General features: G+C 71.5%; 12 protein-coding genes. 2 read left to right on the plus strand and 10 right to left on the minus strand.

All coding sequences use genetic code 11. The features are described 5' to 3' along the window. Positions 1-68 precede the first annotated feature (68 nt). Both GA0070608_RS07865 and GA0070608_RS07870 read right to left on the minus strand, forming a co-directional pair. Positions 69-755 carry an anti-sigma factor family protein gene (locus GA0070608_RS07865; RefSeq protein WP_091624201.1) on the minus strand — a complete coding sequence of 229 codons (687 nt, stop codon included), beginning with the start codon at positions 753-755 and terminating at the stop codon, positions 69-71. Beyond that, positions 752-1246, minus strand: coding sequence for a sigma-70 family RNA polymerase sigma factor (locus GA0070608_RS07870; RefSeq protein ID WP_245716082.1), 495 nt, complete (start codon positions 1244-1246; stop codon positions 752-754). Before GA0070608_RS07870 ends, GA0070608_RS07865 begins: the two co-directional genes overlap by 4 nt. A gap of 250 nt (positions 1247-1496) precedes the next feature. Here GA0070608_RS07870 and GA0070608_RS07875 point away from each other — a divergent pair, with 250 nt between their 5' ends. Further along, entirely contained in the window at positions 1497-3608 is a 2112-nt protein-coding gene (locus GA0070608_RS07875; RefSeq protein WP_091624207.1) for a PhoX family protein, read from the plus strand. Positions 3609-3665: 57 nt separating this feature from the next. On the opposite strand, the gene GA0070608_RS07880 is transcribed toward GA0070608_RS07875, so the two are convergent. After that, a complete protein-coding gene (locus GA0070608_RS07880; protein ID WP_091624210.1) occupies positions 3666-4448 on the minus strand; it encodes an IclR family transcriptional regulator in 783 nt (260 codons plus the stop codon). Between the two features lie 154 nt (positions 4449-4602). Here GA0070608_RS07880 and GA0070608_RS07885 point away from each other — a divergent pair, with 154 nt between their 5' ends. After that, a complete protein-coding gene (locus GA0070608_RS07885) occupies positions 4603-5784 on the plus strand; it encodes an MFS transporter (protein WP_091624213.1) in 1182 nt (393 codons plus the stop codon). Positions 5785-5869: 85 nt separating this feature from the next. On the opposite strand, the gene GA0070608_RS07890 is transcribed toward GA0070608_RS07885, so the two are convergent. The 7 genes from GA0070608_RS07890 to nuoI form a co-directional block, all read right to left on the minus strand. After that, a complete protein-coding gene (locus tag GA0070608_RS07890; RefSeq protein ID WP_091624216.1) occupies positions 5870-6955 on the minus strand; it encodes a polyprenyl synthetase family protein in 1086 nt (361 codons plus the stop codon). A 90-nt stretch (positions 6956-7045) separates the two neighbouring features. Next, the gene (gene nuoN, locus GA0070608_RS07895; protein ID WP_091624219.1) at positions 7046-8599 is read right to left on the minus strand and encodes an NADH-quinone oxidoreductase subunit NuoN; all 1554 of its coding nucleotides are present in this window, start codon (positions 8597-8599) and stop codon (positions 7046-7048) included. A gap of 31 nt (positions 8600-8630) precedes the next feature. Then, a complete protein-coding gene (locus GA0070608_RS07900) occupies positions 8631-10166 on the minus strand; it encodes an NADH-quinone oxidoreductase subunit M (RefSeq protein WP_091624224.1) in 1536 nt (511 codons plus the stop codon). Positions 10167-10230: 64 nt separating this feature from the next. Further along, entirely contained in the window at positions 10231-12189 is a 1959-nt protein-coding gene (gene nuoL, locus GA0070608_RS07905) for an NADH-quinone oxidoreductase subunit L (protein WP_176733664.1), read from the minus strand. A gap of 11 nt (positions 12190-12200) precedes the next feature. After that, positions 12201-12518 (minus strand): NADH-quinone oxidoreductase subunit NuoK, encoded by a 318-nt coding sequence (gene nuoK / locus GA0070608_RS07910; protein WP_091624228.1) that lies wholly within the window; start codon positions 12516-12518, stop codon positions 12201-12203. A 55-nt stretch (positions 12519-12573) separates the two neighbouring features. After that, positions 12574-13344 (minus strand): NADH-quinone oxidoreductase subunit J, encoded by a 771-nt coding sequence (locus GA0070608_RS07915; RefSeq protein ID WP_091624233.1) that lies wholly within the window; start codon positions 13342-13344, stop codon positions 12574-12576. After that, positions 13341-13982, minus strand: a complete 642-nt coding sequence (gene nuoI, locus GA0070608_RS07920; protein ID WP_091624236.1) for an NADH-quinone oxidoreductase subunit NuoI — start codon at positions 13980-13982, stop codon at positions 13341-13343. Before nuoI ends, GA0070608_RS07915 begins: the two co-directional genes overlap by 4 nt.

A 13982-nucleotide genomic window follows, 5' to 3' on the forward strand; every position in this document is an offset into this window, starting at 1 on the left:
GCAAGATCGCGGGAGCGCGGGGCAGCGCGGGAGCGCGGGGCAGCGCGGGGCAGCGCGGGAGCGCGGGGTCAGGGGACGTCGTAGGCGAGGACGGGGGTGCCGTCGGAGCGGAGCAGTTCCAGGCGGACCAACTCCGCGTTGGTGAACCGGGTGGCCCCGGTTATCCGCAGGTCGTCGCCGGGGGCGGCGAGCCAGGATCCGATCTGCTCCGTCGCGCCGTCCGGGCCGTACGCCACCAGCCGGAAGGGGTACGCCTTGGCGTACCCGGCCTTCGCGTCGTACCCGCAGCGCATCTTCACCTCGACGCCCCAGTCGGTGCCGCTGAGGGCGATCTCGGCGTGCACCGGCACCGTTCCGGCGACCGGTTGCATGGCGACCATCCGCACGTCGTCCCGGGGCGGGACGGTTGCCTCGCGGGGCAGCAGGACGGCGGTGCCGACGACCAGGGCAAGCGCGGCGGCGGCGAGCGCGGTGAGGGCGTACCGTCGGCGGGTGGCCGACCGCTCCCGGTGGCGGCGCTCCCGCGCGGCGGCGAGCAGTTCGGGCACCCGGGGGTTCTCCGGCGGCGGCAGGAACTGCTCCAGCCCGGCCTGGTCGAGCCGGCCGAGCAGCCCGGGCAGGACGGCGATCCCGGCGACCGCCCGCCGGCAGGCGGCGCAGCCGGCGAGGTGCCGCTCGTAGGCCGTCCGCTCGGCGGGGGCCAGGGCACCCAGCACGTACGCGCCGTCGTCGTGCGCGAACTCGCACCGGGTCATTCCGTCACCCCCATCTCGGCCAGGACCAACCGTAGTGAGCGCAGGGCGTAGTGGGTCCGGGACTTGACGGTGCCCGGGGGAACGCCCAGCCGGGAGGCCGCCTCCGCCACCGACCGTCCCTGGTAGAAGCATTCGACCAGCACCTCCCGGTGGGTGGGGCTGAGCCGGTTCAACGCCTCGGCGACGGTCCACGCCTCCACCGCGCGTTCCGCCTCGTCCACGGGCTCGGGTGGTTCGGGCAACTCGTCGGTGTAGACCTCGCCGACCCGGGTGGAGCGGCGCCGCCAGGCGTCGATGGCCAGGTTGCGGGTGGTGGTGAAGAGCCAGGCCCGGACCGAGCCGCGGGTCGGGTCGAGCGACTCCGGGTGCCGCCAGGCCCGCAGCAGCGTCTCCTGCACCAGGTCCTCGGCCCGCTGCCGGTCGCCGTTGACCAGCCGCAGGGCGTGTGCGTACAGCGCCTCCGCGTGCTCGTCGTGCAGCGCGCGGAGCAGTTGGGCGTCGTGGTCGCTGATGGCGGTCTCCTCGCTGTCGGCGCGAGTCCGGCGGTGGCGTTCGCACGGGAATACGTGCCGCCACCCCGAACGGTTCAGCCGCAGGTCGCCGTGGGATTCCCGGCCGAGGTGTTCATGCCCGGTTCATACCACCGCCGACGACCGCTCACCGTGCCCTCCTAGCGTCCGGCGGGTACGCACGCCAGCAGCTGGTTCGGCGTGCACCGACACCCATCAGGAGGCTCCTTCCATGAGCGACCGTCCCCGGCTGCTTCCGTTGCTGGGCGCCACCCGCCACGGCAGCCGCGACGCCATGACCTGTCTCTACCGGTGCGGCAACGCGTGCGACCACCCGGTGCCCAACACCTCCGACAACGCGTACTTCGCAGACGTGGTGAACGCGGAGGTGTCCCGGCGTGGCGTGGTCCGGGCCGGCGCGGTCGGCGCGCTGGTCCTCGGCTTCGGCGGCGCGGTGGCCGGTGCCGCCCCCGCCGGGGCCGCGCCCGCCACCCCCGTGGTCCCCGAGGCCGCCGGCTTCGGCCGGCCCGACGGGGGCGTCGGGAACGGCGCGTTGACCTTCAAGCCGGTCCCGCCGAACACCCTGGACAGCCTCGTCGTGCCCAACGGGTACGACCACGCCGTCGTCATCCGCTGGGGTGATCCGGTGGTGCCGGGCGCCCCCGAGTTCGACGTGCGCGCCCAGACTGCCGCCGCCCAGGCCCGGCAGTTCGGCTACAACAACGACTTCGTCGGGGTGCTGCCGCTGGACGGCCGCCGGCGGGCGCTGCTCGTGGTCAACCACGAGTACACCAACGAGGACCTGATGTTCCCCGGCTTCACGAGCCAGGACGCGCTGACCGTCGAGCAGCTCCGGATCGCGATGGCCGCGCACGGCATGTCCGTGGTGGAGCTGGAGCGGGTCGACGGCGCCGGGCAGTGGCGGCCGGTCACCAAGGGCCGGCGGCCGTACAACCGGCGGGTCACCGCGCTGGCCACGAAGTTCGAGCTGACCGGGCCGGCCGCCGGCTCGGCACACCTGAGGACCGCCGCCGACCCGAAGGGCCGTACGGTCGTCGGCACGCTCAACAACTGCGCCGGCGGGGTGACCCCGTGGGGCACGGTGCTCTCCGGCGAGGAGAACTTCAACCAGTACTTCGTCGGCGGCGACGGCGCGCCGGAGGCGGACAAGCCGAAGCTGGCCCGCTACGGGATCACCACCACGACCCGTCACCCGAGCGGCAGCCGCAAGTGGGAGCGCGCCGACGAGCGGTTCGACCTGGCGAAGCACCCGAACGAGGCCAACCGGCACGGCTGGATCGTGGAGATCGACCCGTACGACCCGGAGAGCCGCCCACGCAAGCACACCGCGCTGGGCCGGTTCAAGCACGAGGGCGCGAACGTCATCGTGGCGAAGGGCGGGCAGGTGGTCGCGTACATGGGCGACGACGAGCGGTTCGACTACCTGTACAAGTTCGTCTCCGACAAGAAGTTCATGAAGGGCAACTCCCGGGTCGCCCGCCGGCACAACCTGACCCTGCTGGAGTCGGGCACCCTCTACGTCGCCAGGCTCGACGAGACCAGCGCCGGCGAGATCGACGGTTCCGGCAGGCTCCCGTCCGACGGCGCGTTCAACGGCCGGGGCCGGTGGATCAGGCTGGTCGGCGGCAACCGCTCGTACGTCGACGGGATGACCGCCGCCGACGTGCTCACCTTCACCCGGCTCGCCGGCGACCGGGTCGGGGCGACCAAGATGGACCGCCCGGAGGACGTCGAGCCGAGCCTGCTCACCGGCAAGGTGTACGTGGCGCTGACCAACAACACCGACCGGGGCAGGGCCGGCAAGCCGGCCGCCGACGAGGCCAACCCGCGCAACCTCAACAAGCACGGCCAGGTGCTGGAGCTGGTCGAGGACCGCGGCGACAACGCGGGCGAGGCCTTCGCCTGGTCGCTGCCGATCGTCGCCGGTGACCCGACGGACCCGTCGACCTTCTTCGCCGGGTACGACAAGACGAAGGTCTCCCCGATCTCCTGCCCGGACAACGTGGCCTTCGACGCCACCGGGAATCTCTGGATCTCCACCGACGGCAACGCGCTGGGCAGCAACGACGGCCTGTTCGCCACGGCCGTGGAGGGGCCGGAGCGGGGTCACCTGAAGCAGTTCCTCACCGTGCCGGTGGGCGCGGAGGCCTGCGGCCCGTTCATCACCGGGGACAACCGCTCGGTCTTCGTGGCGGTGCAGCACCCGGGCGAGCTCAGCGGGGCGTCGGTCGAGCGGCCGGCCTCGAACTGGCCGGACGGCGACTACGCAAAGCCGGGCGTGGTGGTCACCTGGCGCCTGGACGGCGGCCCGATCGGCAGCTGACCTCTCCTCGGGCGGGCCGGCGCCGGACCGCCACCAACACAACAGGGGCGGTCGGGGTCAGCTGTCGGCGGCCAGGCTGTCGGCGATCGCCCGGGCGATCGTGAGCAGCTTCGCCCGGACCGCCCGGGCGGAGGTCATCATCTCGCCGGCCGGCAGCGCACAGGCCAGCACCACCCGACGCTCCATGTCCTTGTCGGGACTGACCAGCACCGCGGCACAGGCCACGCCCTGCCGGAACTGCCCCAGCTCCAACTGCATGCCCCGCCGGTCCCCAGCGGCCAGGTCGGCCTCGAACGCCTCGGCGGTGGTCAGGGTGGCGGAGGTGAACGGACGCATGCCGTAGTCGCGCAGGTAGCGGAAGCGCTGCTCGGCGGTCAACGTGGCGAGCAGGGCCTTGCCGAGGGCGGTCGCGTGCGCCCCCTCGTCGAACCCGGGTACCAGGTCCTCCAGGTACGGCGAACGGGGGCCCTCGGTCACGGCCGTGACCGCCACCTGGCCGCCCACGAACCGGCCGAGGTAGTGGCTGTAGCCGGTGTCCATGGCGGCCCGGCGCAGGCTCTCGCCGACCGCGGGCGGCCCCCGGAACGCCGTCACCAGTTCGCGGTAGCGGTCGGCCACCTCCAGGCCCACGATGTACGTGCCGTCCTCGCGCCGGATCACGTAGCCCTCGTAGGCGAGGGTGCGGACCAGGTGGTAGGTCGTCGCCACGGTCAGCTCACAGCGCCGGGCGATCTGCTTGACGGTCAGCCCTTTCGGGGCGCGACCGACCGACTCGAGCACTCGTAGCGCGCGGGACACACTCCGGATGAGGTCCGAAGGTTCCGCCAAGGGGTCGCGCACAACCACCTCCGCCGCCGGGGACTTACACCATATGAAAAACAGGCCCGGTGCGAAATGCCTGTTCGGGTGGAGGATGCCAGATCATCATGAACGGGATGTGCCGCGACAGGCACGTTCCGTGACGCGATCCCGGCTCGCGTAGGTTTGCCGGACCATGACCGACACCGCGCTACCGCCCGCCCCGGGCAGCACCGGGCCCCGGCCGGTCCGGGCCGCCACCGGGGCCGTCGCCGTCACCATCGCCTGCGTCCTGCCGGTCTTCCTGCTCGGCGGCCTCGCCGTGCAGATCAGCGAGGACCTGGGCTTCTCCCCGGCTGGCCTGGGCCTGGCCGTGTCGGTCTACTTCGGCGTGAGCGCGCTGGCCTCGGTGCCCTCCGGTGTCCTCGCCGAGCGGCACGGGCCGGCCGTGGTGGCCCGTGCCGGCATCCTGCTCTCCGCCGCCTGTCTGCTGGCGGTGGCGGCGGCTGCCCGCTCGTACCCGGTCCTGCTCGGGCTGCTCGCGCTCGCCGGCACCGCCAACGCCCTCGGCCAGCTCGCCAGCAACGCCACCCTCGCCCGGCACGTGCCGGCCCGGCGGCAGGGGCTGTCGTTCGGGGTGAAGCAGGCCGCCATCCCCGTCGCCACCCTGCTGGCCGGGGCGGCGGTGCCGACCGTGGCGCTGACGGCCGGCTGGCGCTGGGCGTTCGTGGCGGCTGCCGGCGCGGCCCTGGCGGCGCTGCCGGCCGTACCGACGCGGGAGCCGCGCCCCACCCGGACGGCCGCCCCCACCCGTGCCGGCCGCGCCACCGCGGCCCTGGTGGTGGTCGGGGCCGCCGGGACCTTCGCCGCAGCCGCCGCGAACGCGCTCGGCACCTTCGTGGTCGACTCCTCCGCCGACCGGGGGCTGTCACCCGGGCTGGCCGGGCTGACCCTGACCCTGGGCAGCGCGGTCTGCGTCGCCGCCCGGGTCTCCGTCGGCTGGCTCGCGGACCGTCGCGCCACCGGGCACGTCACCCTCGTCGCCGGCATGCTCGTGGTCGGCGCGGCCGGGCTGGGCCTGCTCGCGGTGGCCGGATCGGTGCCGCTGGTGGCCGGCGTGCTACTCGGCTTCGGCCTGGGCTGGGCGTGGCCGGGCCTGATGACCTTCGCGGTGGTCCGGCTGCACCCGCAGGCCCCGGCCGCCGCCACCTCGATCACCCAGACCGGGGTGTACGCGGGCGGCTGCCTCGGCCCGCTCGGCCTCGGCGCGGTGGCCGCGCACGCCGGCTACCCGACGATGTGGATCGTGTCCGCAGGATCGATGCTGCTGGCCGCCGCCCTGATGCTCACCGGCAGCCGGATGCTCGCCCACCGCTGAGCGGGCCCGACCGGTCGGCGCCGACCGTTACCTCGCGGGACGAGCCAGGCGGTTCCACCAGGCCGCCGGGCGGCCCGGGTGAGGCTCAGCTGGTGCGGTCGGCGATGTAGTCGCAGAGGGATTCGAGGGCGCTGCGGGCCGGGCCCTCGGGCAGCGGCGTGAGCTGCGCCCGGGCCTCCTCGGCATAGCCGCGGACCGTCTCCCGGGCCCGCTTCAGCGCCGGGCTCTCGCGGAGCAGGCCGAGCGCCTCGGCGTGCAGGGCGTCGTCGGTCAGCGGGCCGGTCGCCAGGATCTCCCGCAGCCGCACCGAGGCGGCGTCGGCGTCGTCCGAGCCGAGCGCGTAGAGCACCGGCAGGGTCGGCACGCCCTCGCGCAGGTCGGTGCCGGGTGTCTTGCCCGACTCCGTCGACTCCGAGGCGATGTCGAGCAGGTCGTCGGAGAGCTGGAAGGCGACGCCGATGGTCTCGCCGTAGCCGGCCAGCGCCTCGATGTGCTCCGGGGAGGCACCGCCGAACATGCCGCCGAAGCGGGCCGAGGTGGCGATCAGCGAGCCGGTCTTGCCCGCGATCACGTCAAGGTAGTGGGCCACCGGGTCGTCGCCGGGGCGGGGGCCGACGGTCTCGGCGATCTGGCCGTGCACCAGCCGGGCGAAGGTGCGCGCCTGTAGGCGTACGGCGTCGATGCCCAGGTCGGCGGCGATGTCGGCGGCGCGGGCGAAGAGGTAGTCTCCGACGAGGATGGCGACCGAGTTGGTCCACCGCGAGTTGGCGCTCTGCGCTCCCCGACGCACGGCGGCCTCGTCCATCACGTCGTCGTGGTAGAGCGTCGCCAGGTGGGTGAGCTCCATCACCACCGCAGCCGGTACGACCTGCGCCCTGGTCGGATCGCCGAACTGCGCGCCCAGCGCCACCAGCAGCGGCCGGAACCGCTTGCCGCCGGCCTCCACGAGGTGCCGGGCGGCCTCCGTGACGAACGGGTCGGCGCTGGCCACGCTCGCCCACAGCTCGGTCTCGACGCCCTCCAACAGGCCCAGCACGGACGCCTCGACGCGGGGGTCGGCGAGATAGAGGCCGAGCGCGCCGAACTGACTCGTGCTCACCCTGGTCCGACGGCCGCCGGACCCGGGGGCACCTGAACGCTCGCCAGCCGGATTCACCACGCCATCAACCATGCCACACCCCTCCGACCTGCCCGGGACGGGGGATACGGCCCGAGGGCCGGCACGCCGTGGCGTACCGGCCCTCGGGGGCCCGCGCGTCGGTCATCTGACAAATTCGGCGGCGCCTGTGGCCAGGTCGAGCAGCGGCGCGGGGGCGATACCGAGGATCAGCGTGGCGAGCACGCCGATCATCAGCGCGGCCGAGGTCAGCCCGCCGGGCACCGCGACGGTCGGCGTCGACTCGCTCGGCTCGGAGAGCCACATCATCACCACGACCCGCAGGTACGGGAAGGCCAGCACCATGCTGGTCAGCACGCCGGCGATCACCAACCACGCGTGCCCGCCGTCGAGCGCCGGGGCGAAGACCGCGAACTTGCTGGTGAAGCCGCTGGTCAGCGGGATACCGGCGAAGGCCAGCAGGATGAAGGTGAAGATCCCGGCGTAGAACGGCGAGCGCCGCCCCAGCCCGGCCCACCGGGACAGGTGGGTGGCCTCCCCGTCGGCGTCCCGCACCAGGGTCACCACGGCGAACGCGGCGAGCACCGAGAAGCCGTACGCGACCAGGTAGAACATCGTGCCGGAGATGCCACCGGCCCCCGGGGCCAGCACGCCGACCAGCAGGTAGCCGGCGTTGGCGATCGAGGAGTAGGCCAGCAGCCGCTTGATGTCGGTCTGGGTGACCGCCAGCACCGCGCCGACCAGCATGGTCAGCACCGCCACCACGCCGAGCACCGGGGTGAAGTCCCACCGGGCCCCGTCGAAGGCGACGTGGAATACCCGCAGCAGGGCGCCGAACGCGGCGACCTTCGTGCAGGCGGCCATGAGGCCGGTGACCGGGGTCGGCGCGCCCTGGTAGACGTCCGGCGTCCAGACGTGGAAGGGGGCGGCAGCCGCCTTGAAGAGCAGGCCGATGGCGATCAGCGCCATGCCGGCGAAGAGCAGCACCGGGCTGGCCGGGGAGTTCGCGACGGCGGCGTCGATGGTGGCGAAGTCGACGCCCGCCGGCCGGCCGGGGATGCCCGCCGTGAAGCCGTAGATCAGGGCCACGCCGAACAGGAAGAAGGCCGAGGCGTACGCGCCGAGCATGAAGTACTTCAGCGCGGCCTCCTGGCTCAGCAGCCGCCGGCGGCGGGCCAGCGCGCAGAGCAGGTACAGCGGCAGCGAGAAGACCTCGAGCGCGATGAACATGGTCAGCAGGTCGTTCGCCGCCACGAAGATCAGCATGCCGCCGATCGCGAACGTGGTCAGCGGGTAGACCTCGGTGAGGCCGTTCTTGCCCTCGGCCTGCCGCCGGTCGTCGGCCGACTCGGCGGTCACCGCGGCCTGGGCGACGAACGCCCCGCCCCGCTCCACCGAGCGCTCACCGATGAGCAGCAGCGCCATCGCGGCGAGGACCAGGATCGCGCCCTGGAGGAAGAGCGTCGGCCCGTCCACCGCGATCGCCCCACCGATGGTGATCTTCCGTACGTCGGCGGACAGCACCACCATGGTCAGCGCGGCGAGCACCGCCAGCAGGGCCATCGACAGCTGGACCGCATGCCGGAGCCGGCGGGGCACGAACGCCTCGACCAGCACGCCGAGCAACGCGGCGCCCAGCATGATCAGGGTTGGCGCGAGTGCCGCGTAGTCGATCGACGGCAGTTTCAGCTCGGTCACTGGGCCGGCCTTTCGTTCACGACTGCGGGGCTCACTTGGCCGCCTCCTGGACTGTGCCGCCCGAGGTCGGGGCGGGGTCGGTCCTGCCGACGTCCTGCATGGTCGCCTGCACGGCCGGGTTGATCACGTCGATGACCGGCTTCGGGTAGAAGCCGAACAGCACGATCAGCGCGATCAGCGGGGCGACCACGAACTTCTCGCGCAGGTTCAGGTCACGCCGCATGCCGTCGATCTGGGTCAACGCCGGGTTGAGCGTGCCCTGGGTGGTGCGCTGCACCATCCACAGCACGTACGCGGCCGCCAGGATGATGCCGAGCGTCGCGATCACGGCGACCGGCTTGTTCACCGTGAACGTGCCGATCAGCACCAGGAACTCGGAGACGAACGGCGCGGTGCCGGGCAGCGCGAGCGAGGCCAGACCGGCGAAGAAGAGCACCCCGGCCAGGAGCGGCACCAGCTTGCCGGCGCCGCCGAAGTCGCTGATCAGCGCCGAGCCGCGCCGGGTGATGAGCATGCCCACCACCAGGAAGAGCAGGCCGGTGGCGAGCCCGTGGTTGACCATGTAGAGCACCGCGCCGGTGCCGGCCTGGGTGGTGAAGGCGAAGATGCCCACCCCGATGAAACCGAAGTGCGCGATCGAGGTGTACGACACCAGCCGCTTCAGGTCGTTCTGGCCGACCGCCAGCAGCGCGGCGTAGATGATGCCGATCACGCCCAGCGCCAGCGCCCACGGGGCGAACCACTTGGCCGCGTCCGGGAACAGCGGCAGGCAGTAGCGCAGGATGCCGAAGGTGCCGACCTTGTCGAGCACGCCGACCAGCAGCGCCGCCGCGCCCGCCGGAGCCGCACCACCGGCGTCCGGCAGCCAGGTGTGGAACGGGAAGAACGGCGCCTTGATGGCGAACGCGAGGAAGAAGCCGAGGAACAGCCAGCGCTCCGTGCCGTTGGAGATGTCCACCTGGGACAGCGCCTGCCAGTCGAAGGTCTTTCCGCCGACCACCCACAGGCCGATCACCGCGGCGAGCATGAACAGGCCGCCGACCAGCGAGTAGAGGAAGAACTTCACCGCCGCGTACTGCCGCTGGTGGCCGCCGTAGCTGCCGATGAGGAAGTACATCGGCACCAGCATGACCTCGAAGAACACGTAGAACAGGAAGACGTCGGCGGCGGCGAAGACGCCGATCATCGTGCACTCGAGGACGAGCAGCAGGGCGAAGTAGACGGGCACCGAACGCTTGGACGACTCGGCGTCGTGCCAGGACGCCAGGATCACCAGCGGCACGAGCACCGCGATCAGCATCAGCATCACCAGCGCGATGCCGTCGGCGGCGAAGGTGAAGCTGACGCCCCAGTTCGGGATCCACGCGTAGGACTCGCGGAACTGGAAGCGGTCACCGCCGACCTTGAAGGTCACCCACATGACCACCGACAGCACCAGCACCAGCAGCGACCAACCGAGCGCCACCTGCTTGGCCAGCTCCGGCCGGCTGCGCGGCAGGAAGGCCACCACCAGGGCACCGACCAGCGGTGCCACGGTGAGCACCGAGAGGAACGGGAAGTCGGACATTATGCGGCCTTACCTCCGTCGTCACTGCGCGGTCCGCCGGTGACGGCCGCCTGGAACAGGTCGATCACGTCAGCCACCCCGCCTGGACGGCCAGGAACGCCGCCACGACCAGCAGCGCGCCGGTCAGGATCGAGGTGGCGTACGACCGGACGAAGCCCGTCTGGAGCCGCCGGAGCCGGGCCGAGCCGCCACCGATCCCCGCCGCGAGGCCGTTGACCAGCCCGTCGATGCCCCGGTTGTCCAGGTAGACCAGTGCCCGGGTGAGGAAGATGCCCGGCTTCTCGAAGATCGCCTCGTTGAACGCGTCCGTGTAGAGGTTGCGTCGGGCGGCGGTGACCACCACACCGGCCGGCTGCGGCGCGATGGCCGTGCCCTTGCGGAACAGGAACCAGGCCAGGCCCGCGCCGACGACGGTGACCAGCAGCGACAGCACGGTGATCACGGTGTGCGAGAGCACCGCGTGGTGCTCCGCCTCCTGGCCGCCCAGCCCGGCGGTGGCCGTCAGCCAGTCCGGCACCGAGGTGGCGAGCAGGAAGCCGGCCCCGACCGAACCCACGCCGAGCAGGATCAGCGGAATGGTCATCAGCTTCGGCGACTCGTGCGGGTGCTCGATGTCCTCCGTCCAGCGCTTCGGCCCGTGGAAGGTGAGCACGAAGAGCCGGGTCATGTAGAACGCGGTGAGCCCGGCGCCGGCCAGCGCGGCCATGCCGAAGAGCCAGGCCGTCCAGTCGTCCCGCTCGAACGCGGCCACGATGATCGGCTCCTTGGAGAAGAAGCCGGAGAACGGGAACATGCCGATGATGGCGAGCCAGCCCATCATGAAGGTGATCCAGGTGATCTTCATGTACTTCGACAGCCCGCCGAAGCGGCGGATGTCGACCTGGTCGTTCATGCCGTGCATGACCGAGCCGGCGCCGAGGAACATGTTGGCCTTGAAGAAGCCGTGCGCCAGCAGGTGAACGATCGCCAGCGCGTACGCTCCGCCGCCGAGACCGACGCCGAGGAACATGTAGCCGATCTGGCTCACCGTCGACCAGGCCAGCACCCGCTTGATGTCGTCCTTGGCCGCGCCGATGACACAGCCGATCAGCAGCGTCAGCGCGCCGACGCTCACCACCACCAGTTGGAGGGTGGTGTTGGCCGAGAAGATCGGGTTCGACCGGGCGATCAGGTAGACACCGGCGGTGACCATGGTGGCGGCGTGGATGAGCGCCGACACCGGGGTCGGGCCCTCCATCGCGTCCGGCAGCCACGCCTGGAGCGGGAACTGGCCGGACTTGCCGGTCGCGCCGAGCAGCAGCAGCAGGCCGAGCACCAGCACCGTGGTCGCGGTCAGCGAGCCGACCCCGTTGAAGACCTCGTCGTACTGGGTGGTGCCGAGGGTGGCGAACATGATGAAGATGCCGATCGCCAGGCCGGCGTCGCCGACCCGGTTCATCAGGAACGCCTTCTTGCCGGCCGTGGCGGCGCTGGGCCGCTCGTACCAGAAGGAGATCAGCAGGTACGACGCCAGACCGACGCCCTCCCAGCCGAAGTAGAGCATCACGTAGTTGTTGCCGAGCACCAGCAGCAGCATGGCGGCGACGAACAGGTTGAAGTAGGCGAAGAACCGCCGGCGTCCCGGGTCGTGCGCCATGTACTCGACCGCGTAGAGGTGGATCAGGAAGCCCACCCCGGTGATCAGCAGCACGAAGACGGCGGCCAGCGGGTCGAACAGCAGACCGAAGTCCACCCGCAGGTCGCCGACCATGATGAAGTCCCACAGGCTCAGCTCGACCGACTTGTTCTCCAGGCCACGCAGCTGGAGGAAGTAGGTCAGGCCCAGCACGAACGCGGCGCCGATGGCAGCCACCCCGAGCCAGTGCCCCCAGCGGTCCGCCCGCCGGCCGAGCAGCAGCAGGACCACCGCGCTGACCAGCGGAATCGCCACCAGCAGCCAGACGCTGCCCAGCAGCCCGTCCGCCGTCGCGTAGGCGACGGTGCCCACCGGCTCAGCCGGGGCGTTCGTCAGAATCGTTCCCACCGCAGGACCCCTCAGTACTTCAGCAGGTTGGCGTCGTCGACGCTCGCGGAGCGTCGGGTCCGGAAGATCGCCATGATGATCGCGAGCCCGACCACGACCTCGGCCGCCGCCACCACCATCACGAAGAACGCCATGATCTGGCCGTTGAGGTCACCGTTGATCCGGCTGAAGGTGACCAGCGTCAGGTTGGCCGCGTTGAGCATCAGCTCGATGCACATGAACAACACGATCGCGTTGCGTCGGACGAGCACACCGGCAGCGCCGATGGTGAACAGCACCGCGGCCAGGATCAGGTAGTAGTTCGGCTCGACCGAGAAGAACTCGCCCATTACCGGGCCCACCTTTCGTTCGCGACTGCGGGGCTCGCCAGCTCACTCCTCGCGCTCACCGGTCCGTCCCCTTCAGCGAGGTTTCCCGGTCGGTGAGCTCGCGCACCGGCAGGATGTCCGGGGTGCTCCGCTCGGACAGCCGGCCGTCGGGCAGCCGGGCCGGGGTGGCCACGGAGGAGGAGGTCGCGAAGACACCCGGGCCGGGCTTCGGGCCCGGGTAGTTGCCCGGGGCGAAGCGCGCCCGCATCGTCTTCGGCTGGTCCAGCTTGTCTTCCTTGCGCCGCTCGAGGTGGGCCAGCACCATCGCACCGATCGCGGCCGTGACGAGCAGCGCCGAGGTGAGCTCGAAGGCGAAGACGTACTTGGTGAACAGCAGCCGGGCGATGCCCTGCACGTTGCCCTCGGCGTTCGGCTCGGCCAGGCCGACCGCGGTGACGCCGTCCAGGCCTCGGTAGAGGCCGGTGCCGACCAGGCCGGCGAAGCCGAGCGCCAGCAGCAGCGCTGCGACCCGCTGGCCACGTAGCGTCTCGATCAGCGAGTCGGAGGCGTCGCGGCCGACCAGCATCAGCACGAACAGGAACAGCATCATGATGGCGCCGGTGTAGACGATGATCTGCACCATGCCGATGAACGGCCCGGCCTGGAGCACGTAGAACACGCCCAGGCAGAGCATGGTCAGCACCAGCCAGAGCGCCGAGTGCACGGCGTTGCGCGCCGCGACCATCCCGATTCCGCCGATCAGCGCCAGCGGGGCCAGGATCCAGAACGTCACCTGTTCCCCACCGGAGACCCCGCCCGCCGCGGCGAGCACCGTCTGCGTGGTCATGCTCCGTCCCCCTTGGCTGCCGCCGCCCGCTGGGCGTGCTGCTCGGCGCCGGGGAAGGTCACCCCGGGGTGCTCCTCCACCTGGTACCGGCCCGGGTTGTTGGCCGAGTGCTCCGCGCCGGCCGAGGTGCCCGGGTTGGTGAGCGCGCCGACGTAGTAGTCCTTCTCGCTGTCGCCGAGTCGCATCGGGTGCGGCGGCTGCTCCATGCCCTCCAGCAGTGGCGCGAGCAGCTGCTCCTTCGTGAAGATCAGATCCTGCCGGTTGTCCCGGGCCAGCTCGTACTCGTTGCTCATGGTGAGCGAACGGGTCGGGCAGGCCTCGATGCAGAGCCCGCAGAAGATGCAACGGGCATAGTTGATCTGGTAGATGCTGGCGTACCGCTCACCCGGCGAGAAGCGCTGCTCGTCGGTGTTGTCGCCGCCCTCGACGTAGATGGCGTCCGCCGGGCAGGCCCAGGCGCACAGCTCGCAGCCGATGCACTTCTCCAGCCCGTCCGGGTGCCGGTTGAGGATGTGCCGCCCGTGGTAGCGCGGCGCCGACACCGGCGGCTTGAACGGGTAGTCGGTGGTGATGACCTTCTTGAACATGTGCGAGAAGGTGACACCGAATCCCTTGAACGTTCCGGTGATCGCGCCCAC

The organism is Micromonospora peucetia, from assembly GCF_900091625.1.
GTDB lineage: Bacteria > Actinomycetota > Actinomycetes > Mycobacteriales > Micromonosporaceae > Micromonospora > Micromonospora peucetia.

Excerpts from the sequence above, each read along its gene's own strand:
- GA0070608_RS07865 (WP_091624201.1), bottom strand. The coding sequence starts at position 755 with ATGACCCGGTGCGAGTTCGCGCACGACGACGGCGCGTACGTGCTGGGT.
- GA0070608_RS07875 (WP_091624207.1), top strand. The coding sequence starts at position 1,497 with ATGAGCGACCGTCCCCGGCTGCTTCCGTTGCTGGGCGCCACCCGCCAC.
- GA0070608_RS07885 (WP_091624213.1), top strand. The coding sequence starts at position 4,603 with ATGACCGACACCGCGCTACCGCCCGCCCCGGGCAGCACCGGGCCCCGG.
- GA0070608_RS07890 (WP_091624216.1), bottom strand. The coding sequence starts at position 6,955 with ATGGTTGATGGCGTGGTGAATCCGGCTGGCGAGCGTTCAGGTGCCCCC.
- GA0070608_RS07900 (WP_091624224.1), bottom strand. The coding sequence starts at position 10,166 with ATGTCCGACTTCCCGTTCCTCTCGGTGCTCACCGTGGCACCGCTGGTC.
- nuoK (WP_091624228.1), bottom strand. The coding sequence starts at position 12,518 with ATGGGCGAGTTCTTCTCGGTCGAGCCGAACTACTACCTGATCCTGGCC.
- GA0070608_RS07915 (WP_091624233.1), bottom strand. The coding sequence starts at position 13,344 with ATGACCACGCAGACGGTGCTCGCCGCGGCGGGCGGGGTCTCCGGTGGG.